A 20,499-nucleotide genomic window follows, 5' to 3' on the forward strand; every position below is an offset into this window, starting at 1 on the left:
CTTCCCCCCCTTGAGGATCGCGCCCATGAATCAGCCCAGTGCCAGCCGTGTCAGCCGCGAACTGCGCGGTCATCTATTCCTGATCGGCCTGGACCGGGTCGCCAAGCGCAATGCCTTCGATCTGGAGCTGCTCAACCAGCTGAGCCTGGCCTATGGCGAGTTCGAAGCCAGCAGCCAAGCGCGGATCGCCGTGGTGTTCGGCCACGGCGAACACTTTACCGCAGGGCTGGACCTGGCCAATGTCGGCGCTGCCCTGGCTCAGGGCTGGCAGGCACCGCCCGGCGGCTGCGACCCCTGGGGCGTGTTCGCCGGACCACGGGTAAGCAAGCCCGTGATAGTCGCTGTACAGGGTTACTGCCTGACCATCGGCATCGAGTTGATGCTGGCGGCGGACATCAACCTCTGCGCCAGCAATACGCGCTTTGCCCAGATGGAAGTGCAGCGCGGCATCTTTCCCTTCGGCGGCGCAACCCTGCGCCTGCATCAACTGGCCGGCTGGGGCAATGCCATGCGCTGGTTACTGACCGGTGACGAGTTCGATGCCCATGAAGCCCTGCGCCTGGGGCTGGTCCAGGAAGTGATGGCCAGTGAGGACCTGCTGCCCCGGGCCATTGAACTGGCCGAGCGGATTGCCCGACAGGCGCCGCTGGGGGTGCAGGCGACGCTGATGTCGGCGCGCCAGGCCAGGCTAGAAGGCGAGACGCTGGCCGCTCAGGGCTTGCCACCGCTGATACACAAACTGATGAACAGTGAGGACGCCAAGGAAGGCGTGCGGGCGATGATCGAAAGGCGACCGGGGGTGTTCAAGGGTTGCTGATCCAGGAGGCCGGCAGATCGTCCTCGCCGATAAACCGGCTCCTGCGCAAGTATCAGGTGGCGGGACGAATGGCCTTGATCAGCGACTGCAGGGAGTAGCCCAGGCGCGGGGCCAGGGCTTCAGCCCGGGCGGTCAGGCTCGGCAGATCCAGGTCCTGCTCCAGGTCGGATGGCACGATCAGAATCACATTGCCCTCCTTCACCGGCAGCTCCCAGTAGTGGCGGTGATAAAGGCCACGCAACAAGGCTGCGCCCAGAGGCTTGCCGTCATCGGTAGCCCACTGGTTGATCACCAGCCAACCTCCGGGATTGAGGCGCTTCTGGCAGTTTTCCAGGAAGCCCCAGGCCAGATGACCGACGCCCGGGCCGACATCGGTGTACAGGTCGACGAAGATCAGGTCAGCGGATTCGGCACTGTCCAGCAACTCCAGGGCGTCACCGACTCTTATATAAAGACGCGGATCATCGTCCAGGCCCAGGTACTCGATGGCCAGGCGTGGAACATCCGGGCGCAGTTCGATGGCTTCGACGTCTTCCAGGGGCAGGAACTTCAGGCAGGCCTGGGTCAGGGTCCCGGCGCCCAGGCCGAGAAACAGTGCGCTCTCCGGCGCCTCATGACACAGGGCACCGATCAACATGGCCCGGGTGTAGTCGTACTCCAGCCAGCTGGGGTCGGCGGTGAACACGCAGCTTTGCTCGATGGCGTCGCCAAATTCGAGGAAGCGGTAGTCCGCCACTTCCAATACCCGAATCATGCCGAACTGGTCATGAACCTCGGCGAGCACACGCTCGACGCGCTCCTCAGTCATTTCATCTCCTAGTCGCGGGGCTCGCAATCGGGCCGGCGCGATAAACCAACCGCTCGGCAGCGAGCGGGAAAGGCGCGATTGTCGGCCAAGCGAGAGGAGCAGGTCACGCACTAATTTGCTGCTAACATGCCCCTCCTACCGTAACGCACTCGAGTCCGCGATGAGCCAACCCTGGAGCCCCGACAGCTGGCGCGCCTTGCCGATCCAGCAACAACCCCAGTACCCCGACGCTGCGCATCTGCTACAGGTCGAGCAAACCCTGGCCAGTTATCCACCGCTGGTGTTTGCCGGTGAAGCCCGGGAGTTGCGCCGCCAGTTTGCCGAAGTGACCCAGGGCCGCGCCTTCCTGCTGCAGGGCGGCGACTGTGCCGAAAGCTTCGCTGAGTTCTCCGCCGCGAAGATCCGCGACACCTTCAAGGTGCTGCTGCAGATGGCCATTGTCATGACCTTTGCCGCCGGCTGCCCGGTGGTCAAGGTCGGACGCATGGCCGGCCAGTTCGCCAAGCCGCGCTCGGCCAACGACGAAACCATCAATGGCGTGACCTTGCCGGCCTATCGCGGCGACATCGTCAACGGCATCGGCTTTGATGCAAAAAGCCGGATACCGGACCCGGACCGCCTGCTGCAGTCCTACCACCAGGCCACGGCCACCCTGAACCTGTTGCGGGCCTTCGCCCAGGGCGGCTTTGCCGACCTGCACCAGGTGCACAAGTGGAACCTGGACTTCATCGCCAACTCGGCTCTGGCCGAGAAATACAGCCAGCTCGCGGACCGCATCGATGAAACCCTGGCCTTCATGCGTGCCTGCGGCATGGACAGCTCGCCGCAACTGCGCGAGACCAGCTTCTTCACCGCCCACGAAGCGCTGCTGCTCAATTACGAAGAGGCCTTTGTCCGCCGCGACAGCCTGACCAACGACTATTACGATTGCTCGGCGCACATGCTGTGGATCGGCGACCGCACTCGCCAACTCGACGGTGCCCACGTCGAGTTCCTGCGGGGCGTGAACAACCCGATCGGGGTCAAGGTCGGCCCGAGCATGAACACCGAGGAGCTGATCCGCTTGATCGACATCCTCAACCCGGACAACGATCCCGGGCGCCTCAACCTGATCGTGCGCATGGGCGCCCACAAGGTCGGCGACCATCTGCCGCAACTGATCCGTGCGGTAGAAAGCGAAGGCAAGCAGGTGCTCTGGAGTTCGGACCCGATGCACGGCAACACCATCAAGGCCAGCAGCGGCTACAAGACTCGGGATTTCGCGCAGATCCTCACCGAGGTCAAGGAGTTCTTCCAGGTGCACCAGGCTGAAGGCAGCTATGCCGGCGGCATCCATATCGAGATGACCGGTCAGAACGTCACCGAGTGCATCGGCGGCGCACGACCCATTACCGAAGACGGCTTATCGGATCGCTATCACACCCATTGCGATCCGCGGATGAACGCCGACCAGTCCCTGGAACTGGCCTTCCTGATTGCCGAGACTTTGAAGCAGGTCAAACGCTAAAAGCGCTGTCGCGGACAAACCCGCTCCTGCAAGGCCACTGTAGGAACGGGCTTGCCCGCGAAGCGCTTCACTCCAGCACCTCACGCAGATGTCGCGCAGCATCACGCTGGCAATTGAGCTGAATCTGCTCCAATCCCAGCCAATCGGCCATCTTGCGCAATTGCACGGCCAATGCCCGGATGCCCTCTTCGTCCAGACCGGGCTGCTCTTCATGCACCCCATGCACCGCCAAACGCCCCTGAGCTCGCTCCGCCCGCAAATCGACCCGAGCGACGATCCGCTCGTTGTGCAAGAACGGCAGCACGTAATAGCCATAGACCCGCTTGTGCCGGGGCGTATAGATCTCCAGCCGATAGCGGAAATCGAACAGTCGCTCAGTGCGGCTGCGCTCCCAGATCAGTGAATCGAACGGAGACAACAGCGCACTGGCCTCGACCTTGCGCGGCACCTTGACCTGCGGCAGGCAATAGGCCGGCTGACGCCAACCCTGAACCTCGCAGGCCAGCAACTCACCGGACTCCACCAGCTCGGCGAGTCGTGCACGGCTGTCGCCTGGATCGAGACGAAAATAATCCCGAAGATCCTTTTCCGTGGCCACACCCAGAGCGGTTGCGCCATGCAGCATCAGGCGACACTGGGCCTGAGCCTCATCCAGCAGCGGTTGCCGAAGGATCTGCGGCGCGATCACCCGCTCCGGCAAATCGTACAGGCGCTCGAAGCCGCGGCGCCCCGCCACCGTTACCTCACCGGCCGCGAACAGCCATTCCAACGCATGCTTTTCTTCGCTCCAATCCCACCAGGGCCCGGCACGCTCCTCACGGGTGGACAGGCTGCCGGCGCCTAGCGCGCCCTGCTCTTCAACTGCGGCCATTACCCGACGGACAGTGGCCCGGCGCTCCTGGCCAAAGCGCGTCAACTGGGAGTAGATACCCTGCCCTTGTTTTGCCCGCTGCATCCGCCAGCGCATCAGCGGGTACATGGACATGGGTAGCAACGACGCCTCATGCCCCCAGTATTCAAACAACGTGCGTTGCCGGCCCTGACTCCAGGCGGCCTGATCGAGCAACGCCTGTGGATAACTGCCCAGGCGGGAAAACAGCGGCAGGTAATGGGCCCGCACCAAGGCGTTGACCGAATCGATCTGCAACAGGCCCAGGCGTTCTATCTGCTGATTGAGGCGTGCGGCCTTGATCGTTGCCGACGGCTGGCGCCCGCCGAAACCCTGGGCGGCCAGCGCCAGACGTCGAGCCTGTTTGAGAGAGAAAGAGCATTGTGCGGGCATGGGAGTTCTCCTTGTCTGCCCGCACGCTAGCGCACCGGGAAGTGGCTTGTGTAGCACTCTTGCCGCTATTTATGCATCGGGTCGTCCCAGAACGGGCGGACCCGCTCATGCTCGACATCGGCCCGCGTCAGACCCAGGTCCTTCAACGCCTCATCGCTCAGCCCGGCGAGCATCCGGCGCTCACGCCCAAGCTCATACCAGCGCATGACCCTGCGCCATAAGCCGCTCAATGACAGCGCCTGAAACGACAGCTTGTGGACCAGCACATAACCCTTTTGACCTTTCATCATCTTGCCCTCCAGTGGGGATGACGCCAGTCTCTGCTTAGGATTAAGATCAATCCAACGAATGTTTCTTATGTAATTCATCTCAGGATTTGATGGAATGTCCCAGTTCCCCAGCATCGACACCGAAGTCCTGCGCACCTTTGTCGCCATCGCCGATGAAGGCGGTTTTACCCGGGCCGGCGAACGGGTCAATCGCACCCAGTCGGCGGTGAGCATGCAGATGAAACGCCTGGAAGAAGATGTGCTGCAACGCCAGTTGTTCCAGCGCGACGGGCGCCAGGTCAAGCTCACCGCCGAAGGCCAGGTGCTGCTGGGCTACGCCCGACGCATCCTGAAACTGCACAGTGAAGTGTTCAATACCTTGCGCGAACCGCACATGGTGGGCCTGGTTCGCATCGGAACTCCGGATGATTATGTGATGCGCTTTCTACCGGGAATCCTGTCGCGCTTTGCCCAAAGCTACCCGCTGATCCAGATCGAGGTGCATTGCGAATCCAGCAAACAGTTGCTGCAACGCCAGGATCTGGATCTGTCCATCGTTACCCGCGAGCCGGGCAGCGAGATCGGCCAACTGCTGCGCAAGGAGCGCTTCGTCTGGGCCGTGGCCCAGGGCTTCAATCCCCACGAGCAATCGCCATTGCCCCTGGCGATGTTCAACAGCGACTGCTTTTGCAGACTCTGGGCCTGCAACGCCCTGGACGCAGCCGGACTCGACTACCGGATTGCCTACAACAGCTCGAGCCTGGCGGCGTTGATGGCCGTGGTCAGTGCCGGACTGGCAATCACCGCGCAACTGGAAAGCCTGATCACACCGGACATGCGCATTCTCGGCGAGGCTGAGGGGCTGCCCCAATTGCCGGAGGCGAGCATCATGCTGCTGCGCAACCTCAATACGCCCTCCCCCATCACCGAGTGCCTGGCGGAGCACATTGTCGAAGGCTTCAAACTTTAAAGGCCAGCATCACCGCGCACACCACCAGGAAACCGCAGAACAGCGCCCGCAGCAGGCGCTCGGGCAAAGCATGAGCCACCTTCACTCCCCAGCTGATGCTCAACAGGCCGCCGACCGCCAACGGCAGACCGATCATCCAGTCCACTTGATGATGGACACCGTAGGTCACCAGGGTCACGCCGGTGCTCGGCAACGCCAGGGCCAGGGACAGCCCTTGTGCCACCACCTGGGTGGTACCAAAGACGCTGGTCAATACTGGCGTGGCCACTACCGCTCCGCCTACGCCGAACAACCCGCCCATGGCCCCGGAAGCGGCGCCCAGAACCCCCAGCCAAGGCCAGGAATAACGCATCCGCGTGCTGGCCGGCGCGCTGCTCATGAACATGCGCAGCAGGTTATAGGCCGACAGCACCAGGAGAAAGACGACAAAGCCGATACGCATCTTCTGCGCGTCGATGCCCACCGCCCAGATCGAGCCGAGCCAGGCGAAACAAAAGCCCATCACTGCCAGGGGCAAGGCATGGCGCAATTCAATCCGGTTGCGCTGGTGATAGCGCCACAGCGCCAGCATCACATTGGGCACCACCATCACCAGTGCAGTGCCCTGGGCAATCTGCTGATCCAGGCCGAACAACCCCCCCAGCACGGGAATCGCGATCAAGCCGCCGCCGATTCCGAACAAACCACCCACAGTGCCCAGGGCCGCGCCCAACAGCAGATACATCACTAACTCGATCAAAGCCGCTCTCCTCACCTGAGAGCTGCATGCTACGCAGTCGGCCCTGGCACGGAAACGCACAGCAACGCACAATGGCTGTGCCGTTTTCGCATAAGCGCTCTGACCATGAATCCCAATACCCTCACCGAACAACTGGGGCTGTTTCTCGATGTGCTGGAAGCCGGCAGTTTTTCCGCCGCGGCTCGCCGCTATCCACTGACGCCCTCTGCCGTGGCCCGGCGTATCGACAGCCTGGAAAGTGCCGTGGGCACCACATTGTTCATGCGCACCACCCATGCAGTGGTTGCCACAGCCGCTGGCCTGGCCTTCGCCGAACGGGCCCGGCGCATTGTCGCTGAACTGCAACTGGCCCGGGCCGAGGCGGTGTCTCTGAGCCATGCGCCGGAAGGCCTGATCCGCATCGATGCCCCGGCCGCCTTCGGCCGCCGTCATCTGGCACCGGCGATCGCCGACTTCCTGGTGCTCTATCCCGGCCTGGATGTACAACTGCACCTGATCGACAGCTTCGTCGACATGCAGGGCTCGCACCTGGGCAAAGTGGACCTGGTACTGCGGGCCGGGCAACAGGTGGATACCCGGATGGTGGCCACCTCCCTGGCCAGCATCGTACGCATTGCCTGCGCCAGTCCGTCCTACCTGAAGAGCCGTGGCACCCCGACTCAACCCGCTGAGCTCAGCCAGCACGACGGCCTCGACTGGGATGGCCTGGCACCCTTGTTCGCCTGGCGCTTTGAACGGGACGGACAGCTGCACAGTCATCGCCCACAACGCATCCGCCTCAGTGCCAACAATGCCGAAGCCCTGCTTTCGGGAGCCTTGGCTGGGCTGGGAATTGCTCACTTGCCCACCTGGCTGGTGAGTGAGTACCTGTTGCGCGGAGAACTGGTGCCGTTGTTCTGTGATAACGGTCTGCCCAAGCCGGAAACCGCCGGTATCTATGCCTTGCGCATGGAGCAGCATCCCAATGCCCGTAGCCGCCTGCTGCTGGAGTACCTGAAAAGTCGCTTCAGTCCGGTTCCGCCATGGGACCTGGCACTGCAGAGTGCAATGAACTGACGTCGAAGAAATTTATCTGGTGCATTAAAGACTCGCCCGCTAGATTCAGGACCATTAACGACCAAGGCCCCCGACATGACCACCGACCGCTCTACCCCGGATACCTGCGAACAGCTGCTGCTGGACAACCAAGTGTGTTTCGCCCTGCACTCCACATCGCTGCTACTGACCAAGGTCTATAAACCGTTGCTGCAGCAACTGGGGCTGACCTATCCGCAGTACCTGGCAATGCTGGTGCTCTGGGAGCGGGATGGCCTGACCGTCGGCGAAATCAGCCAGCGCCTGCTGACCGACCCCGGCTCGCTGACTCCCTTGCTCAAGCGCCTGGAAGCCGAGGGTCTGCTGAGCCGCACTCGCAGCCGGGAAGATGAGCGAGTGGTCATTGTCGAGCTGACGGAACAGGGCCGAGCGATGCGCGAACAAGCCCGGAACATCCCACAGTGCATCCTCGGCGCCAGCGGTCGGACAGTGGAGCAGTTGCGGCTGCTGCAGGAAGATTTGCAGGTGCTGCGGGGGCATTTGCAGGACAGTCTCTAAGGCTTCGCCGACAAGCCAGCGCCTATGGCTGGGGCTAGGGCTGGTTTTGAGAAAAAAATATATTGTTAAAAAACAATGAGTTGAGCCAGAAAAAGGGCTTCGAGCAATAGTTTGCATAAAATTTATCTTGCGCACTAAATATTTGAGCGATACATTTATTTCGCACTTACTTAGCGCGCAAATAATTAGCGCAAAAACAACCCAGCACGAGGCTTCACCATGCAAACTCTCTACACCGCAGTTGCAACCGCCACCGGTGGCCGTGATGGCCGCGCTGTTTCCAGTGACAACATCCTCGACGTCAAACTGGCCACCCCCAAGGAACTCGGCGGGGCCGGTGGGCAGGCGACCAACCCGGAACAGCTGTTCGCCGCCGGCTATTCGGCCTGCTTTATCGGTGCCCTGAAGTTCGTTGCCAGCCAGAGCAAGCGCAAGATCCCGGACAACGCCTCGATCACCGCCCATGTCGGTATCGGTCAGATCCCTGGCGGCTTTGGCTTGGATATCGATCTGCATGTGAGCCTGCCCGGCCTGGCTCAGGAAGAGGCGCAAAGCCTGGTGGATGCCGCACATCAGGTCTGCCCCTACTCCAACGCCACCCGCGGCAATGTTGATGTACGCCTGCACGTGAACGTCTGAAACAGTAAACACCAGGCATAAAAAAGCCCGACTCAAGGTCGGGCTTTTTCATCGACAAGATCGAACCAGGATTAAACCTTGGCGCGGCCCTTGTAGGAACCGCCTTCGCGGGTATCGATCTCGATCATGTCGCCGATTTCGATGAAGTCCGCAACGCTCAGCTCGGTACCGTTTTTCAGTTTGGCAGGCTTCATCACCTTGCCCGAAGTGTCGCCGCGAGCGGAACCTTCGGTGTAGTCAACCTGACGCACGATGGTGGTCGGCAGGTCAACGGAAACCAGACGGTCTTCGAAGAACACGGCTTCGCAAACGTCGGTCATGCCTTCTTCGATGAACGGCAGAACGGCCTCGATATCTTCGGCGTTCAGCTCGTACATGGTGTAGTCAGTGGTGTCCATGAAGGTGTAGGTGTCACCGCTGATGAACGACAGAGTCGCTTCTTTGCGATCCAGGATCACGTCGTCCAGTTTGTCGTCCGCACCGTAAACGGTTTCGGTCTTGTAACCGGTCAGCAGGTTCTTCAGCTTGGTCTTCATGATCGCGCTGTTACGACCGGACTTGGTGAATTCAGCTTTCTGAACCAGCCAAGGATCGTTGTCGATACGGATCACGGTACCGGGTTTGAGTTCTTTACCAGTTTTCATTGCGAATATCCGAATTTGGATGGGATTTACAAAAATCTAGGCCGCGTATCATATCCAATTTAGGTAAAACTGCACCAGCGCCGCAGCAAGATCGGCTTGCAAGCCTTGTTCCAGACACCATTGTTCGGCGTGCGCGGCGACTTCGGGCCAGTGTTGCAGCAGGTTTTTCCAGGCGTCGGTCATCGCCGCCTCGGTATTCCAGGCCTGCCACAGGGCCCGCACCGCCGCTTGGGCGTCAGGTGAAAGAGTCCGGGTGTACAAGGCGAGAAAGGCCTCGAGCTTGTCCAGGTGAATGTCTTCGTCCTGACGGTAGATATGCCAGAGCATCGGCCGCCCGGCCCATTGCGCCCGAACAAAGGAGTCCTCTCCACGCACCGCGTTGAAATCGCAGCACCACAACAGACGGTCGTAATCTTCCTGGCGAACAAAAGGCAGGACCTGGACCGTCAGGGACTGCCGGATCTGCAGGCTGCCCACACTCAACGACGCGTCTCCCAGCCAGCGCTGCACATCTCCCAGGATGCGCCCTTCGGGCACCAGCAAATGGGTCTGTTGCGTATCGAGGGCCAAGGCATCCAGCCAACCACCAAGACTGGCGTTCTCATAGGCAAACAGTGACATCAAGCGGCTACCGGCGGCGGGAGTGACTCCCAGGCCCTGAAGAAACTCCAGCTGGACCTGGCGATCGGCCTGAAATTGCCGGCGGCGCTCGAGCAATCCGGCTTCGCGCAGCAAGCCGCCCGTGCCAGCCTGGAATCCGGGGAAGAAAAAGTACTTCTGTACGCCGCGAAACTTCACTGATGGCAGGCCGTGGCAGCCACTGACCCAGTCCTCGGCGCTCAGGTAATCCAGATTCAGCCACAAGGGTGCACGCTGGCGCTCGGCCATGGCCTCCATATAGGCATGGGGCAACTGACAGGCAAACGCAGCGATCACCACATCGGCTGCGACTTCAGGCTGCCACTGGGCCGGCCAGTGGCGCACCTCGACCCCATCCTGATACTGGCTGAGTCGCTGGAAGTCGATCTCTGGACAGATCTTTTCAAAGGCCCGCAGATCATCGACCCACAAACGCACCGTGCATTGATGCTCGGCCACCAACTGTCGGGCCAGGCGCCAGGTCACGCCGATGTCGCCGTAGTTGTCGACCACGCTGCAAAAAATATCCCAGGAGGCTTTCATTCCAGTCCCCGATTGGCAAAGGCGCCGATTGTCCGCATAAATGCTCCTGCGCAGAAGAGCCAACCTCGATTAATCTTCATGCGACAATCAGCCCTCGCCCACTATCGCCCGCCAGGAGGCAACCATGTCTTATCGCCCGCCCGCTCGTCGCTCCTTGCGCATCAGCTTCAATGCCCTGGCGCTCAGCGGCAGCATTGCCCTGGGCCTGTGGCTGGGTTTTCTGGCGATTGCCCTGACCTGCTGGCTAGCCTCGCACTTTCTCTTCAGCCAACAACTGGCCTCTGTAGCGCAAGCCGTGCAGCAATTGGCGAAGCCGCCGGTGGTGGTTTTACCGGAGCCGCCCAATCGGCTGTTCGAGCAGTATCAGGAAAACCTGCGCAAGAACGAAGAGTTGCAATCCCTGGATAACGCCCGCACCGACCCGCGCAACCTGTCCAATCCCAAATGCCAGTTCTGGTTGCAACAGGACCAGACAGCGCCCAGCGAAAAGAGTCGCGCCAACGTTCTGCAGTTCTGTAATTGATCATGAATAAACAGTCTGTCTGCCAACTGATTCTGCAACAGCTCCGAGAGGATCTGGAGGTCGCGGTGCGCGCTGCGCAAACCGCCTACGAAACCGCCACTCACGAAGAGAATATCGCCGAGAACAAGTACGACACCCTGGGGCTGGAAGCCTCCTACCTGGCGGCCGGCCAGGCTCGGCGGGTCGAGGAAATCCGTCAGGCATTGAGTCTCTGGCAGAACCTGAGTTTGCGATCCTACGACCCACAGGCCGGAATCCAGGTCGGTGCGTTGCTGGGGCTGGAGGATGAAAACGGCCACGAACAATGGCTGTTTCTTGGCCCCGACGGGGCAGGCTTGAAGGTTTATGTGGTGGGGCAACTGGTGACCGTCATCACCCCGCGGTCACCGCTGGGCAAGAGCCTGATGGGCAAGTTCGAGGACGACGAGGTGGAGATCGTGGTGGTGGGGACCCGGCAACAGTTCACTGTCACCGAGGTCCGCTAGCTGAAATCAGTGAACCGGCAGTTCGACGCCATCGAACAGTTCTTCCAGTTCCTGCTTGTTATGGCATTGAATCGCCTTGGCCATGACTTCGCGCGTCAGGTGCGGGGCGAACTTCTCGATGAAGTCGCACATGAAGCCGCGCAGGAATGTACCGCGACGGAAGCCGATCTTGGTGATGCTCGACTCGAACAGCTCGCTAGCATCCAGTACCACCAGGTCATTGTCGAGCTTGGTGTCGACCGCCATCTTGGCGACGATACCCACTCCCAACCCCAGGCGCACATAGGTCTTGATCACGTCGGCGTCAGCCGCAGTGAACACCACCTTTGGCGTCAGGCCACGATGGCTGAAGGCTTCATCAAGCTTGGAGCGGCCAGTGAAACCAAACACGTAGGTAACGATGGGGTATTCGGCCAGGGTTTCCAGGGTCAGCTTCGGCAGCTTGGTCAGCGGGTGGCCCTGAGGCACAACCACGCAACGGTTCCAGCGATAGCACGGCATCATCACCAGATCACCGAACAGCTCCAGCGCCTCGGTGGCGATGGCGAAATCCACAGTGCCATCAGCGGCCATCTCAGCGATCTGCATCGGCGAGCCCTGGTGCATGTGCAGGGCCACATCGGGGTACTGCTTGATGAAGCTACTGATCACCGGTGGCAGGGCGTAGCGTGCCTGGGTATGAGTGGTGGCGATGGACAGGGTGCCCTTCTTCTCGTTGGAGAACTCCTGGGCGATCTGCTTGATGCTCTCGACCTTGCGCAGGATCTCGCCGGCGGTGGTGATGATCCGCTCACCGGCCGGGGTCACACGGGTCAGATGCTTGCCGCTGCGAGCGAAGACCTCGACCCCAAGCTCGTCTTCGAGCAGACGGATCTGCTTGCTGATACCCGGTTGTGAGGTGTAAAGGCTTTGGGCGGTAGCGGAGACGTTGAGGTCGTGGTGCGCCACTTCCCAGATGTAGCGCAATTGTTGAAGCTTCATATCAATCCCTCAAAGCAGGTAGACGCCACGGGTATCAGCGACGGTATATAACTATATTAATGGTCAGGAGAATAAATCTAGAACTTTTATTCAGAATTTTCCATTCCGCCCTCAGACATCCCCCTGACGCCGACGCTGCACCAGAGGCACCAGATAAACCGGCACTTTGGCCAGCTGTAAAACCCGTGCGGCCGTACGCCCCAAAGGGGTTTGCGCACCGCCCCCGTGGCTGTGACTTCCTACGATCAGCAAATCCACCGAGAGTTTCGCCGCCTGATCCAGAATCACCTGGGATGGGTCCCCTTGAAGCACCCGCACCGACTGGATCAAGGTCAGGTCCTGCATGCCCTCCCCCAACTCCTCGCGAAAACTGTCCAGCACCCGCTGCTCGATATTGGCCATTACCGTGCTCAAGCCCTGGCGGTGAAACTCGTTCAAGGATTGCTCGTCCAGATAGCTCTGCAACACCGATTCGGCAAATAGCCCCATGGGTTCCACTGCGTGCACTACATGTAAGTCGGCATTGAACGTTCGAGCCAGCTCCAAGGCATGCTGCATGACAAAGGGCGCATACAGACCGAGGTCGGTGGCATACAGCATCGAACGAATCATATGACCTCCTCAACTGCCAAGATGGCGGAGATTGATTCAGCTTAGCAGTGCCTGGAACTGTGGGAGGTTCGACGCCAAGCCTGGGATTTTAGGGCTCAATCCCTGGCTTCGTTGCTGATGCCGTGGGGCACGTGGCCGGTGGCGACCACCTCACGGGCCAACTCGCAGTGACCGGCCTGATCATCAAAAAAAACATCGGCGGCGAAGGCTTCAAGAAAGGCGGCTTTCTCCAGGCCGCCCAGAAACAAGGACTCGTCCAGACGAATGTCCCACTCGCGCAAGGTGCGGATCACCCGTTCATGGGCCGGCGCCGAACGGGCCGTGACCAAGGCCGTGCGAATCGGGCAGGCATCGTTGGGAAACTCGCCCTGAAGCAGATTGAGTGCCGCCAGAAAGCCCTTGAACGGTCCGCCCGGCAATGGCTCCCGGGCCGACTGCTGCTCACTGGCCTGAAAGGCCTCCAGGCCACCGGTTTGATAGACCCGTTCCGAGTCATCGGAAAACAGCACGGCGTCCCCGTCGAAGGCGATGCGCAACTCGCCATTGGCGGCGCGCCGGGCGCCGCCGGAAAGGATGGTCGCGGCGGCAAACCCGGCCTCCAGAGCACTGCGCACATCGTCGGCATGGGTAGAGAGAAACAGATCGCTGCCAAAGGCCGCCAGATAGGGATAGGGACTGCGACCGCCGACGAAGGCCGCACGGGAAATACCCAGGCCGTAATGCTGGATCGAATTGAACACCCGCAGGCCGGTGTCGGCACTGTTGCGTGAAACCAGTACCACCTCGACCCGCGCACGTCCCAGGCTGGCATTGAGACTGAGCAGTTTCTTCACCAATGGGAAGGCATCGCCCGGTTCGAGGATCTCCTCTTCGTGTTCGATCTGGTACTGCCTATAAGCCTCGACACCCTGGGCCAGATAGACCTTATGGCTGTCGCTCAGATCGAATAACGCCCGCGACGAGATCGCCACCACCAGCTTGCCATCCAGGCCATTTGCCATATTCCGTCCCCTTCAGGTAATCAGCTCAAGCGTGATGCCGGTCGATGAAACTCAAGGCCTGGTAAAGCGCCTGGATTTTCGGCAGCTCACAGCCAGCGGCCCTGGCTGCCGCCAAAGGTGCGGCATAGATGGCTGCCAACTCCAGAGGACGCTGATGCAGGAAATCATGGTACATGCTCGGCCAATAGTCGGGCATGTGCTCGGTGGACTTGAACAGTTGCTGTGCGTAGGCATCTGGAATGACATGACCACAAGCCGCGGCCCCCAGAAGCACCTCCTGCATGAGGTTCTGAATCAACTCGCGGCTGTCCGGATCGGCCATCAACGGCGTAGTGCTGGCCTTGAGCAGCACCGACAGACCGTTGTAAGGCACATTCCACACCAGCTTCTGCCAACGCGCCTGCTGCAGGTTGCCCATGACCTTGGAATCAAGCCCGGCCTCACGAAACAACGCCGCCCCTTCTTCGACAATAGCCTGGCTCAACACCGGATCAGCGCTTGCCGGACCGCTGTGGTAACCCAGATTGACTGCACCAAGAGCCTGGTGCTCGATCTGGCCGGGCCCCGCACGATGGACACAGATAAAGCACAAGCCACCCAATAGGTGCAGCGACTCAGGAAGCACGGCGCGCAGGCCATCTTCAACGTCCAGGCCGTTCTGCAGCAACAGAACCTTGGCATCAGGCGCCGCCGCCTGAATGATCGCCGGCGCCAACTGGAGGTTGCTGGTGGTCTTGGCTCCCACCAGCAGCCAGTCACAAAGCGGCATCTCCTCAGCGCTGGCGTATGCCTGCACCGGTTTCAGGCTCAACGCCCCGTACTGAGCGCTGTTGACCTGCAGCCCCTGCTCCACCACCGTCGAGAACTCGCTACGCAATAGAAAGTGCACGTCGAAACCGGCGCGCGCCAGCATCACCCCGTAAAAACCTCCGATCGCTCCGGTCCCGATAATGCCCACACGCGGTTTACGACCTGCATCCATCAAGGCAACTCCTCTGGAATTCGATTGAGCGCCTGACGCAAGCCCTCAGTGAGCTCCTTGTACGTCAGCCGCGACTGCAACGCCCCATAAAACTCACCGTCGCTCACTACAAACAGGGCCGGCAGGTGAAACACCTGATAGCGCTCCACGGCGCCTCCGTTGTCAGCGGCATCGACCCAGCACAACCGCTCGACCGGCAAGCCCAGCCCCGGCAGTTGCGCCCGCGCCCAACGGCAACTGGAACAGCCAACGCTGGTGAAAACCACTAGGGAAACACCATCCAGGCCCAGCAATTGCTGGTCAATATCGAAGTCTGTCAGTTCCAATTCGACCACTATACTGGGGGAAACAATGTCAAATGGACGACACTCGGAGTCTGCGGTCATGGGACGTTTTTTGCCTCATCCTGATGATGTTCCGGTTGAACTGACCCTGCGTAAATACGCCTGCATTTCGCGTCAGCGGTTGCACACTATCAGCCTCGGTGGCATGGCGTGCAATTACCACCGCGCCTGGCGCCACGGCACCGCACTAGAGGTGTATATGCCGACGCTGGGGGAAAATGCGCGCTACAACGGCTATGTCGCCTGGTGCCTGAAGCGCAAGCGCGGCTACCTGGTGGGGATCGCTTTCGTCGATGAGCAAACGCTGTTCAGCGCCCGCATGGGCGAACAGGTGTGCCAGATCGCCCGATACTGCCGCCTGCATGAACCTCAGAGCGAACAACAATGCATCGAGGCCCTGGCCCTGAATTGGGTCGAGCAGCACGCAGAGGACTATTCCGAGGACCGCGTACACCAGGCTTTTGTGCAGCCTTAGCCCAATAAAACCGCCGCCTGCCCATTGTAGAGTCACCGGGTAACGCGCTAAGGTTCCGCTCCCCGACGCGCTCAAATCCGCTGTGCTCCGCCGCGCGGGGATCGCTGGCGGCCGGCACCCGTGACCTGACGAGTAACACGATGGCTGATTTACCGATCAACGACCTTAACGTCGCCTCCAACGAGACCCTGATCACCCCTGATCAACTCAAGCGAGACATCCCCCTTAGCGACACCGCCTTGCGCACCGTGACCAAGGGTCGCGAAGTGATCCGCAACATCCTCGACGGCACTGATCACCGTCTGTTTATCGTCATTGGGCCCTGCTCGATCCACGACATCAAGGCAGCGCACGAGTACGCTGAACGTCTCAAGGCACTGGCGGCGGAAGTCTCTGACACTCTCTATCTGGTAATGCGGGTGTACTTCGAGAAACCCCGTACTACCGTTGGCTGGAAAGGCCTGATCAACGACCCTTACCTGGATGACTCGTTCAAGATTCAGGACGGTTTGCATATCGGGCGGCAGTTGTTGCTGGACCTGGCTGAAATGGGCCTGCCTACCGCCACTGAAGCCCTTGACCCGATCTCCCCGCAATATCTGCAGGACCTGATCAGTTGGTCGGCCATCGGTGCACGCACCACTGAATCCCAGACCCATCGGGAAATGGCTTCCGGCCTGTCGTCGGCCGTGGGCTTCAAGAATGGCACCGACGGTGGCCTAACCGTGGCGATCAATGCGCTGCAATCGGTATCCAGCCCGCATCGCTTCCTCGGGATCAACCCACAAGGGGGCGTATCGATCGTAACCACCAAAGGCAACGCCTACGGCCACGTGGTGCTGCGTGGCGGCAACGGTAAGCCGAACTACGACTCGGTGAGCGTCGCTGTCTGCGAACAAGCCCTGAGCAAGGCCAAGATCAAGCCGAACATCATGATCGACTGCAGCCATGCCAACTCCAACAAGGACCCGGCGCTGCAACCTCTAGTCATGGAAAACGTTGCCAACCAAATCCTGGAAGGCAACCAGTCGATCATCGGTCTGATGGTGGAAAGTCATCTGAACTGGGGTTGCCAGGCGATTCCGAAAGACCTGTCGGACCTGCAGTACGGCGTATCGATTACCGACGCCTGCATCGACTGGGAAAGCACCGAGAAAACCCTGCGCAGCATGCACGCCAAGCTCAAGGACGTATTGCCGAAACGCGATCGCAGCTGATCCTTTTCGCCAGACACAAAAACGCCGGGCCAAGCCCGGCGTTTTTTATGGTCGCCCCGATCAGAGCTTTGCTGCGTGACGCTGATGGCGTTCCATGTAGCGTTCTACATAAGAACAGGATGGAATCACTGTGTAACCCATACGCTCGGCGTACTCCAGCGCCTGCTCGGTCAACGCCGCGGCAATGCCGCGCCCACGCAATGCGTTGGGCACGAAGGTGCGGTAGATATCCAGAGTCTGCTTACCCAGGTCCATATAGGTCAGGTAGGCACGATGACCGTCCACATTGGTCTCGAACTGATGACCAGCCTGGTCATGGTGGATGGACAACGCCTCGCTCATCACTACTCCTTGCGGGTCTGGAATGCTGACCCATACCTTACCGATGTTTTTCCGGCGAAGGAACAACTTACGCCACCTCGTGCCTGTCGGACACCACCGTAGAAGGCATCCCCCTTACATCGCGAGCACGTTACAAAATAGTAGGCGCCCTGGGCATAAATGCTCAAGCCACACTCGTCACAGATCAACGTAAAACGCCCTCAGCAAGCCTTGCAGAAAGCACCGTCAGGCCCAGTGTAAAAATGCGTTGAGGCTATACATCGCCGGATGCTGAAACTTAAGACGAGCACCGTTTCTTAAAGTCACCGGCAAGATGGATAAAGATAGGCCAAGGCTGGGCAGATTCTGAAGAAAAGTGCCATCGACAGAATATAGGCCCACTTTAGCCTAGACTCTGAAACAGCGCCTGGAGAATGCTGGCAAACAACCAGCACCCTCTGACAGAGCCTTGCCGCTGAATGTTTTTTATACAATCGCTTAAAAAGTTGCTCGAAAAAGAATCACCGCCTAGAATTTTTTTTGCTTCTTGCGCTACGTCAGTTTACTTACTACAAGTAATGGGTAGTATGTACGCCGGCTATTTCCTCACTCTGAGGTGATAGCTACTAATAGAAAGTCCTTGAAGGGGAACACGATGAACAACGTTCTGAAATTCTCTGCTCTGGCTCTGGCCGCAGTTCTGGCTACCGGTTGCAGCAGCGTATCCAAAGAAACCGAAGCTCGTCTGACTGCTACTGAAGATGCAGCAGCTCGTGCTCAGGCTCGTGCAGACGAAGCCTATCGTAAAGCTGATGAAGCTCTGGCTGCTGCTCAAAAAGCACAACAGACTGCTGACGAAGCTAACGAGCGCGCTCTGCGTATGCTGGAAAAAGCTAGCCGCAAGTAATAGTCCCTCGGGATTGTTATCAAGCCGATCCATTTTTTGGATCGGCTTTTTTATTGCCTGGGATTTTCCACTGACAATAAAAAACCCGTCGACACCGGCAGGTCTCGACGGGTTGTTGTTCTAACCCTTACTGCTGCAGATCGAACGGAGCACTGGACAACGATGTTGCAGGCGCCGTGGTCGGTATTGCGATCTCCACTGGCAAGCCATCTTCGGCCGCCACTACATCCCTGACCACATCCCAGTTCATGCGCAGGTTGTTGGCCAGATCTTCGCGCTTGAGCAAAGCATTGATCACCGCAGTGTGCTTGTCGACCACTGAAGGATTACCCTTGTCATCCAAAGGTGTATGCGCCTCCAGATAGACTTTGCCACCGCTGATACCGAACTTGTACGGCTCGTTGATGATACGCACGGAAGTTCCTACCGGAACCATCCCGGCCATTTCCAGCACGTTGTTGTTGAGCATACGGAAACAGCCATGACTGGTACGCATGCCGATGCCGAACTTTTTGTTCGAACCGTGGATCAGGTAACCAGGCGTGCCCAAGGTGAACTTGAACGGCCCCAGCGGGTTATTCGGTCCTGCCGGCACCACGCTCGGCAGCGGATCACCATCGGCAGCATGTTCGGCCCGGATCGACGCCGGTGGAGTCCAGGTTGGATTCGGGGTTTTCGCAGTAATGCTGGTATGAGCGATCGGCGACCCCCACCCCTCGCGTCCAATGCCCAACGGGAAGGTGTAAACCACATTCCGCCCCTTGGGGAAGTAGTAAAGACGATACTCCGCCAGGTTAATCACGATGCCCTCACGGGGCCCGGGAGGCAGGATGAAACGGGTGGGCAAGATGACCTCGGTCCCCGCCCCCGGCAACCAGGGGTCGATTCCCGGATTGGCCGCCACCATCTCCAGGTACCCCAGGTCATGAGCAGTGCCCAGGTCGGCGAAGGTGTCTTCGTACTTGGCCTTGATCACCTGCACCTGACCGACAATATCTTCACCGGGCGGCGGCAGAGGCAATTCCAATGCTGCAACGGGACCGGCCACACACAATGCGGCAAGTGTCAGGCAGCGGGTGACGACGGGGAGACGCGGCAACATCCGGATAATCCTTCGCATGAAAAACGAGTGATAGAAACGCGATTGTACACCCCGCCCCTTGGCTGCGGGAGCCAAGCGGGAGACACAAGCGCAGGCACATGAAATCCCTGTCGAAACGGTCCGCTATCGACCGCCTACAGCTCGAAGCGCAACTCCGGCCAGATCGGCGGAGTGCCGCGCTTTTGCGACTCCAGGATTGCCCGGCACAAGGGGCAGAGTCGTTGATCCTGGAAAATCGTCCGATCCACACTCGACCAGCGCGGCTGCGCGGGCAACAAAGTGCCACACAAGGTCCGATCGGCAGAACCACCCAACTCCAGCTGACGCGTCACCAGATGCACTCGAACTTCCTGGCAGGCGAACAGGTCAAGCTGTTCATCAGGCTCGATCAGTTGATAGGCAAACAGGGACCAGGCGGGACGCGGCATCGGGGGCTCCAAATCGGGGGCGCCACATTAGCCGAAACACTGCCACTAGAAAAGCGTCAAAGCAGCGGTTTTAGCGTCGGCCAGACATTTTCCAGCAACTTGTCCTGAGCCGCTGCTGCAGGGTGCAGACCGTCTGCCTGCATCAGTTCGGGATGACCACCGACCCCATCAAGAAAAAACGGTACCAGCGCCACCTTTTTGTCACTGGCCAACTGGCCATAAACCTGAGCGAACGCCTGGGTGTAGCGCACACCATAGTTGGGCGGCAACTGCATGCCCAACAGCAGCACCTTGGCACCACTGGCCTGGGCACTGTCGATCATCGACGCAAGATTTTGTTGCAATTGCTGAGGCGGCTGGCCGCGCAGGCCATCGTTGCCGCCCAACTCGAGGATCACCACCTCAGGCTTATGCTCTGCAAGCAGCGGCGGCAGCCGCGCCAGGCCACCGGCACTGGTGTCGCCACTGACCGAGGCGTTGATCACTTTGTCGGTGAAACCCTGGTCCTTGAGCCGCTTCTCCAACAGAGCCACCCACCCCTCACGGGTATCCAGGCCGAAAGCCGCACTGATACTATCGCCCACGATCAGGACCGTACCCGCCGCTGCGTTCTGGGCCATGCACATCAAGGCCAGGCCGGCACTCAAAAACCATACACGCATCGGATTCTC

26 protein-coding genes are annotated in these 20,499 nt (G+C 59.8%); 11 read left to right on the forward strand and 15 right to left on the reverse strand.

From position 1 onward, the window contains the following. Nucleotides 1-25 precede the first annotated feature (25 nt). Nucleotides 26-817: a crotonase/enoyl-CoA hydratase family protein gene (locus KHO49_RS20800; protein ID WP_102880435.1), complete on the forward strand. Its 792-nt coding sequence runs from the start codon at nt 26-28 to the stop codon at nt 815-817. Between the two features lie 52 nt (nt 818-869). On the opposite strand, the gene KHO49_RS20805 is transcribed toward KHO49_RS20800, so the two are convergent. After that, nucleotides 870-1,625: a spermidine synthase gene (locus KHO49_RS20805; protein WP_102860905.1), complete on the reverse strand. Its 756-nt coding sequence runs from the start codon at nt 1,623-1,625 to the stop codon at nt 870-872. A gap of 160 nt (nt 1,626-1,785) precedes the next feature. Here KHO49_RS20805 and KHO49_RS20810 point away from each other — a divergent pair, with 160 nt between their 5' ends. Continuing rightward, entirely contained in the window at nt 1,786-3,132 is a 1,347-nt protein-coding gene (locus tag KHO49_RS20810) for a class II 3-deoxy-7-phosphoheptulonate synthase (RefSeq protein ID WP_102860904.1), read from the forward strand. A 67-nt stretch (nt 3,133-3,199) separates the two neighbouring features. Here the strand turns inward: KHO49_RS20810 and KHO49_RS20815 are convergent, their stop codons facing one another. Beyond that, on the reverse strand, nt 3,200-4,414 hold the full coding sequence (locus KHO49_RS20815) for a winged helix-turn-helix domain-containing protein (RefSeq protein WP_213665765.1): 1,215 nt from the start codon (nt 4,412-4,414) through the stop codon (nt 3,200-3,202). 65 nt (nt 4,415-4,479) lie between these two features. After that, nucleotides 4,480-4,701, reverse strand: a complete 222-nt coding sequence (locus KHO49_RS20820) for a DUF1127 domain-containing protein (protein WP_102861006.1) — start codon at nt 4,699-4,701, stop codon at nt 4,480-4,482. Between the two features lie 97 nt (nt 4,702-4,798). Between KHO49_RS20820 and KHO49_RS20825 the strand changes: the two genes are divergently transcribed. Further along, nucleotides 4,799-5,653, forward strand: coding sequence for a LysR substrate-binding domain-containing protein (locus tag KHO49_RS20825; RefSeq protein WP_102880437.1), 855 nt, complete (start codon nt 4,799-4,801; stop codon nt 5,651-5,653). Here KHO49_RS20825 and KHO49_RS20830 read toward each other — a convergent pair. Next, nucleotides 5,643-6,392, reverse strand: coding sequence for a sulfite exporter TauE/SafE family protein (locus KHO49_RS20830; RefSeq protein ID WP_213665766.1), 750 nt, complete (start codon nt 6,390-6,392; stop codon nt 5,643-5,645). The two genes, KHO49_RS20825 and KHO49_RS20830, sit on opposite strands and share 11 nt — an antisense overlap. A gap of 105 nt (nt 6,393-6,497) precedes the next feature. On the opposite strand from KHO49_RS20830, the gene KHO49_RS20835 reads away from it, so the two are divergent. The 3 genes from KHO49_RS20835 (at nt 6,498) to KHO49_RS20845 (ending at nt 8,624) form a co-directional block, all read left to right on the forward strand. After that, complete coding sequence (locus KHO49_RS20835) at nt 6,498-7,448, forward strand: LysR family transcriptional regulator (protein ID WP_213665767.1); 951 nt, start codon at nt 6,498-6,500, stop codon at nt 7,446-7,448. 75 nt (nt 7,449-7,523) lie between these two features. Beyond that, on the forward strand, nt 7,524-7,985 hold the full coding sequence (locus tag KHO49_RS20840; protein ID WP_213665768.1) for a MarR family winged helix-turn-helix transcriptional regulator: 462 nt from the start codon (nt 7,524-7,526) through the stop codon (nt 7,983-7,985). Nucleotides 7,986-8,204: 219 nt separating this feature from the next. Then, nucleotides 8,205-8,624, forward strand: a complete 420-nt coding sequence (locus tag KHO49_RS20845; RefSeq protein WP_102880441.1) for an organic hydroperoxide resistance protein — start codon at nt 8,205-8,207, stop codon at nt 8,622-8,624. Between the two features lie 71 nt (nt 8,625-8,695). Here KHO49_RS20845 and KHO49_RS20850 read toward each other — a convergent pair whose 3' ends face one another. Together KHO49_RS20850 and earP are read right to left on the reverse strand one after the other, a co-directional pair. Continuing rightward, nucleotides 8,696-9,268 carry an elongation factor P gene (locus tag KHO49_RS20850; RefSeq protein WP_007931398.1) on the reverse strand — a complete coding sequence of 191 codons (573 nt, stop codon included), beginning with the start codon at nt 9,266-9,268 and terminating at the stop codon, nt 8,696-8,698. Between the two features lie 48 nt (nt 9,269-9,316). Continuing rightward, nucleotides 9,317-10,450, reverse strand: coding sequence for an elongation factor P maturation arginine rhamnosyltransferase EarP (gene earP, locus KHO49_RS20855; protein ID WP_213665769.1), 1,134 nt, complete (start codon nt 10,448-10,450; stop codon nt 9,317-9,319). Between the two features lie 124 nt (nt 10,451-10,574). Here earP and KHO49_RS20860 point away from each other — a divergent pair, with 124 nt between their 5' ends. Together KHO49_RS20860 and KHO49_RS20865 are read left to right on the forward strand one after the other, a co-directional pair. Then, entirely contained in the window at nt 10,575-10,973 is a 399-nt protein-coding gene (locus KHO49_RS20860) for a hypothetical protein (RefSeq protein ID WP_213665770.1), read from the forward strand. A 2-nt stretch (nt 10,974-10,975) separates the two neighbouring features. Then, nucleotides 10,976-11,458, forward strand: coding sequence for a GreA/GreB family elongation factor (locus KHO49_RS20865; RefSeq protein ID WP_213665771.1), 483 nt, complete (start codon nt 10,976-10,978; stop codon nt 11,456-11,458). A 6-nt stretch (nt 11,459-11,464) separates the two neighbouring features. Here the strand turns inward: KHO49_RS20865 and cysB are convergent, their stop codons facing one another. The 5 genes from cysB to KHO49_RS20890 all read right to left on the reverse strand — a co-directional run bounded on the left by cysB (nt 11,465) and on the right by KHO49_RS20890 (nt 15,420). Then, entirely contained in the window at nt 11,465-12,439 is a 975-nt protein-coding gene (gene cysB, locus KHO49_RS20870; RefSeq protein ID WP_102860894.1) for an HTH-type transcriptional regulator CysB, read from the reverse strand. Nucleotides 12,440-12,550: 111 nt separating this feature from the next. After that, the gene (locus KHO49_RS20875; protein ID WP_102860893.1) at nt 12,551-13,051 is read right to left on the reverse strand and encodes a universal stress protein; all 501 of its coding nucleotides are present in this window, start codon (nt 13,049-13,051) and stop codon (nt 12,551-12,553) included. A gap of 95 nt (nt 13,052-13,146) precedes the next feature. Continuing rightward, on the reverse strand, nt 13,147-14,052 hold the full coding sequence (locus KHO49_RS20880; protein WP_102860892.1) for a 5'-nucleotidase: 906 nt from the start codon (nt 14,050-14,052) through the stop codon (nt 13,147-13,149). A gap of 25 nt (nt 14,053-14,077) precedes the next feature. Further along, on the reverse strand, nt 14,078-15,034 hold the full coding sequence (locus tag KHO49_RS20885; RefSeq protein ID WP_102880445.1) for a putative 2-dehydropantoate 2-reductase: 957 nt from the start codon (nt 15,032-15,034) through the stop codon (nt 14,078-14,080). Then, the gene (locus KHO49_RS20890) at nt 15,034-15,420 is read right to left on the reverse strand and encodes a YbbN family protein (protein ID WP_102880446.1); all 387 of its coding nucleotides are present in this window, start codon (nt 15,418-15,420) and stop codon (nt 15,034-15,036) included. Before KHO49_RS20890 ends, KHO49_RS20885 begins: the two co-directional genes overlap by 1 nt. Between KHO49_RS20890 and KHO49_RS20895 the strand changes: the two genes are divergently transcribed. Together KHO49_RS20895 and KHO49_RS20900 are read left to right on the forward strand one after the other, a co-directional pair. Beyond that, complete coding sequence (locus KHO49_RS20895) at nt 15,419-15,853, forward strand: PilZ domain-containing protein (RefSeq protein WP_213665772.1); 435 nt, start codon at nt 15,419-15,421, stop codon at nt 15,851-15,853. The two genes, KHO49_RS20890 and KHO49_RS20895, sit on opposite strands and share 2 nt — an antisense overlap. 140 nt (nt 15,854-15,993) lie before the next feature. Then, entirely contained in the window at nt 15,994-17,070 is a 1,077-nt protein-coding gene (locus tag KHO49_RS20900; RefSeq protein WP_016967428.1) for a 3-deoxy-7-phosphoheptulonate synthase, read from the forward strand. A 60-nt stretch (nt 17,071-17,130) separates the two neighbouring features. Here KHO49_RS20900 and KHO49_RS20905 read toward each other — a convergent pair whose 3' ends face one another. Then, nucleotides 17,131-17,412 carry a GNAT family N-acetyltransferase gene (locus tag KHO49_RS20905; protein ID WP_011062548.1) on the reverse strand — a complete coding sequence of 94 codons (282 nt, stop codon included), beginning with the start codon at nt 17,410-17,412 and terminating at the stop codon, nt 17,131-17,133. Between the two features lie 634 nt (nt 17,413-18,046). Here KHO49_RS20905 and oprI point away from each other — a divergent pair. Then, nucleotides 18,047-18,298, forward strand: coding sequence for an outer membrane lipoprotei OprI (gene oprI, locus KHO49_RS20910; protein ID WP_003448337.1), 252 nt, complete (start codon nt 18,047-18,049; stop codon nt 18,296-18,298). Nucleotides 18,299-18,425: 127 nt separating this feature from the next. Here oprI and KHO49_RS20915 read toward each other — a convergent pair whose 3' ends face one another. The 3 genes from KHO49_RS20915 to KHO49_RS20925 all read right to left on the reverse strand — a co-directional run bounded on the left by KHO49_RS20915 (nt 18,426) and on the right by KHO49_RS20925 (nt 20,490). After that, entirely contained in the window at nt 18,426-19,400 is a 975-nt protein-coding gene (locus tag KHO49_RS20915; protein ID WP_110594578.1) for a L,D-transpeptidase family protein, read from the reverse strand. A gap of 134 nt (nt 19,401-19,534) precedes the next feature. Continuing rightward, nucleotides 19,535-19,828: a hypothetical protein gene (locus KHO49_RS20920; RefSeq protein WP_007931378.1), complete on the reverse strand. Its 294-nt coding sequence runs from the start codon at nt 19,826-19,828 to the stop codon at nt 19,535-19,537. Between the two features lie 56 nt (nt 19,829-19,884). Then, nucleotides 19,885-20,490 carry an arylesterase gene (locus KHO49_RS20925; protein WP_102860887.1) on the reverse strand — a complete coding sequence of 202 codons (606 nt, stop codon included), beginning with the start codon at nt 20,488-20,490 and terminating at the stop codon, nt 19,885-19,887. Nucleotides 20,491-20,499 lie beyond the last annotated feature (9 nt).

It is taken from the genome of Pseudomonas sp. RC4D1 (assembly GCF_018390395.1).
Lineage (GTDB): Bacteria > Pseudomonadota > Gammaproteobacteria > Pseudomonadales > Pseudomonadaceae > Aquipseudomonas > Aquipseudomonas danubii.

Coding starts and splice junctions, on each gene's coding strand:
- KHO49_RS20815 (WP_213665765.1), bottom strand. CDS start 4,414: ATGCCCGCACAATGCTCTTTCTCTCTCAAACAGGCTCGACGTCTGGCG.
- KHO49_RS20840 (WP_213665768.1), top strand. CDS start 7,524: ATGACCACCGACCGCTCTACCCCGGATACCTGCGAACAGCTGCTGCTG.
- KHO49_RS20905 (WP_011062548.1), bottom strand. CDS start 17,412: ATGAGCGAGGCGTTGTCCATCCACCATGACCAGGCTGGTCATCAGTTC.
- KHO49_RS20845 (WP_102880441.1), top strand. CDS start 8,205: ATGCAAACTCTCTACACCGCAGTTGCAACCGCCACCGGTGGCCGTGAT.
- KHO49_RS20860 (WP_213665770.1), top strand. CDS start 10,575: ATGTCTTATCGCCCGCCCGCTCGTCGCTCCTTGCGCATCAGCTTCAAT.
- KHO49_RS20850 (WP_007931398.1), bottom strand. CDS start 9,268: ATGAAAACTGGTAAAGAACTCAAACCCGGTACCGTGATCCGTATCGAC.
- KHO49_RS20820 (WP_102861006.1), bottom strand. CDS start 4,701: ATGAAAGGTCAAAAGGGTTATGTGCTGGTCCACAAGCTGTCGTTTCAG.
- KHO49_RS20890 (WP_102880446.1), bottom strand. CDS start 15,420: ATGACCGCAGACTCCGAGTGTCGTCCATTTGACATTGTTTCCCCCAGT.
- KHO49_RS20895 (WP_213665772.1), top strand. CDS start 15,419: ATGGGACGTTTTTTGCCTCATCCTGATGATGTTCCGGTTGAACTGACC.
- KHO49_RS20925 (WP_102860887.1), bottom strand. CDS start 20,490: ATGCGTGTATGGTTTTTGAGTGCCGGCCTGGCCTTGATGTGCATGGCC.
- earP (WP_213665769.1), bottom strand. CDS start 10,450: ATGAAAGCCTCCTGGGATATTTTTTGCAGCGTGGTCGACAACTACGGC.
- KHO49_RS20920 (WP_007931378.1), bottom strand. CDS start 19,828: ATGCCGCGTCCCGCCTGGTCCCTGTTTGCCTATCAACTGATCGAGCCT.
- KHO49_RS20865 (WP_213665771.1), top strand. CDS start 10,976: ATGAATAAACAGTCTGTCTGCCAACTGATTCTGCAACAGCTCCGAGAG.
- KHO49_RS20885 (WP_102880445.1), bottom strand. CDS start 15,034: ATGGATGCAGGTCGTAAACCGCGTGTGGGCATTATCGGGACCGGAGCG.
- KHO49_RS20835 (WP_213665767.1), top strand. CDS start 6,498: ATGAATCCCAATACCCTCACCGAACAACTGGGGCTGTTTCTCGATGTG.
- KHO49_RS20825 (WP_102880437.1), top strand. CDS start 4,799: ATGTCCCAGTTCCCCAGCATCGACACCGAAGTCCTGCGCACCTTTGTC.
- cysB (WP_102860894.1), bottom strand. CDS start 12,439: ATGAAGCTTCAACAATTGCGCTACATCTGGGAAGTGGCGCACCACGAC.
- KHO49_RS20875 (WP_102860893.1), bottom strand. CDS start 13,051: ATGATTCGTTCGATGCTGTATGCCACCGACCTCGGTCTGTATGCGCCC.
- KHO49_RS20800 (WP_102880435.1), top strand. CDS start 26: ATGAATCAGCCCAGTGCCAGCCGTGTCAGCCGCGAACTGCGCGGTCAT.
- oprI (WP_003448337.1), top strand. CDS start 18,047: ATGAACAACGTTCTGAAATTCTCTGCTCTGGCTCTGGCCGCAGTTCTG.
- KHO49_RS20805 (WP_102860905.1), bottom strand. CDS start 1,625: ATGACTGAGGAGCGCGTCGAGCGTGTGCTCGCCGAGGTTCATGACCAG.
- KHO49_RS20900 (WP_016967428.1), top strand. CDS start 15,994: ATGGCTGATTTACCGATCAACGACCTTAACGTCGCCTCCAACGAGACC.
- KHO49_RS20915 (WP_110594578.1), bottom strand. CDS start 19,400: ATGTTGCCGCGTCTCCCCGTCGTCACCCGCTGCCTGACACTTGCCGCA.
- KHO49_RS20880 (WP_102860892.1), bottom strand. CDS start 14,052: ATGGCAAATGGCCTGGATGGCAAGCTGGTGGTGGCGATCTCGTCGCGG.
- KHO49_RS20810 (WP_102860904.1), top strand. CDS start 1,786: ATGAGCCAACCCTGGAGCCCCGACAGCTGGCGCGCCTTGCCGATCCAG.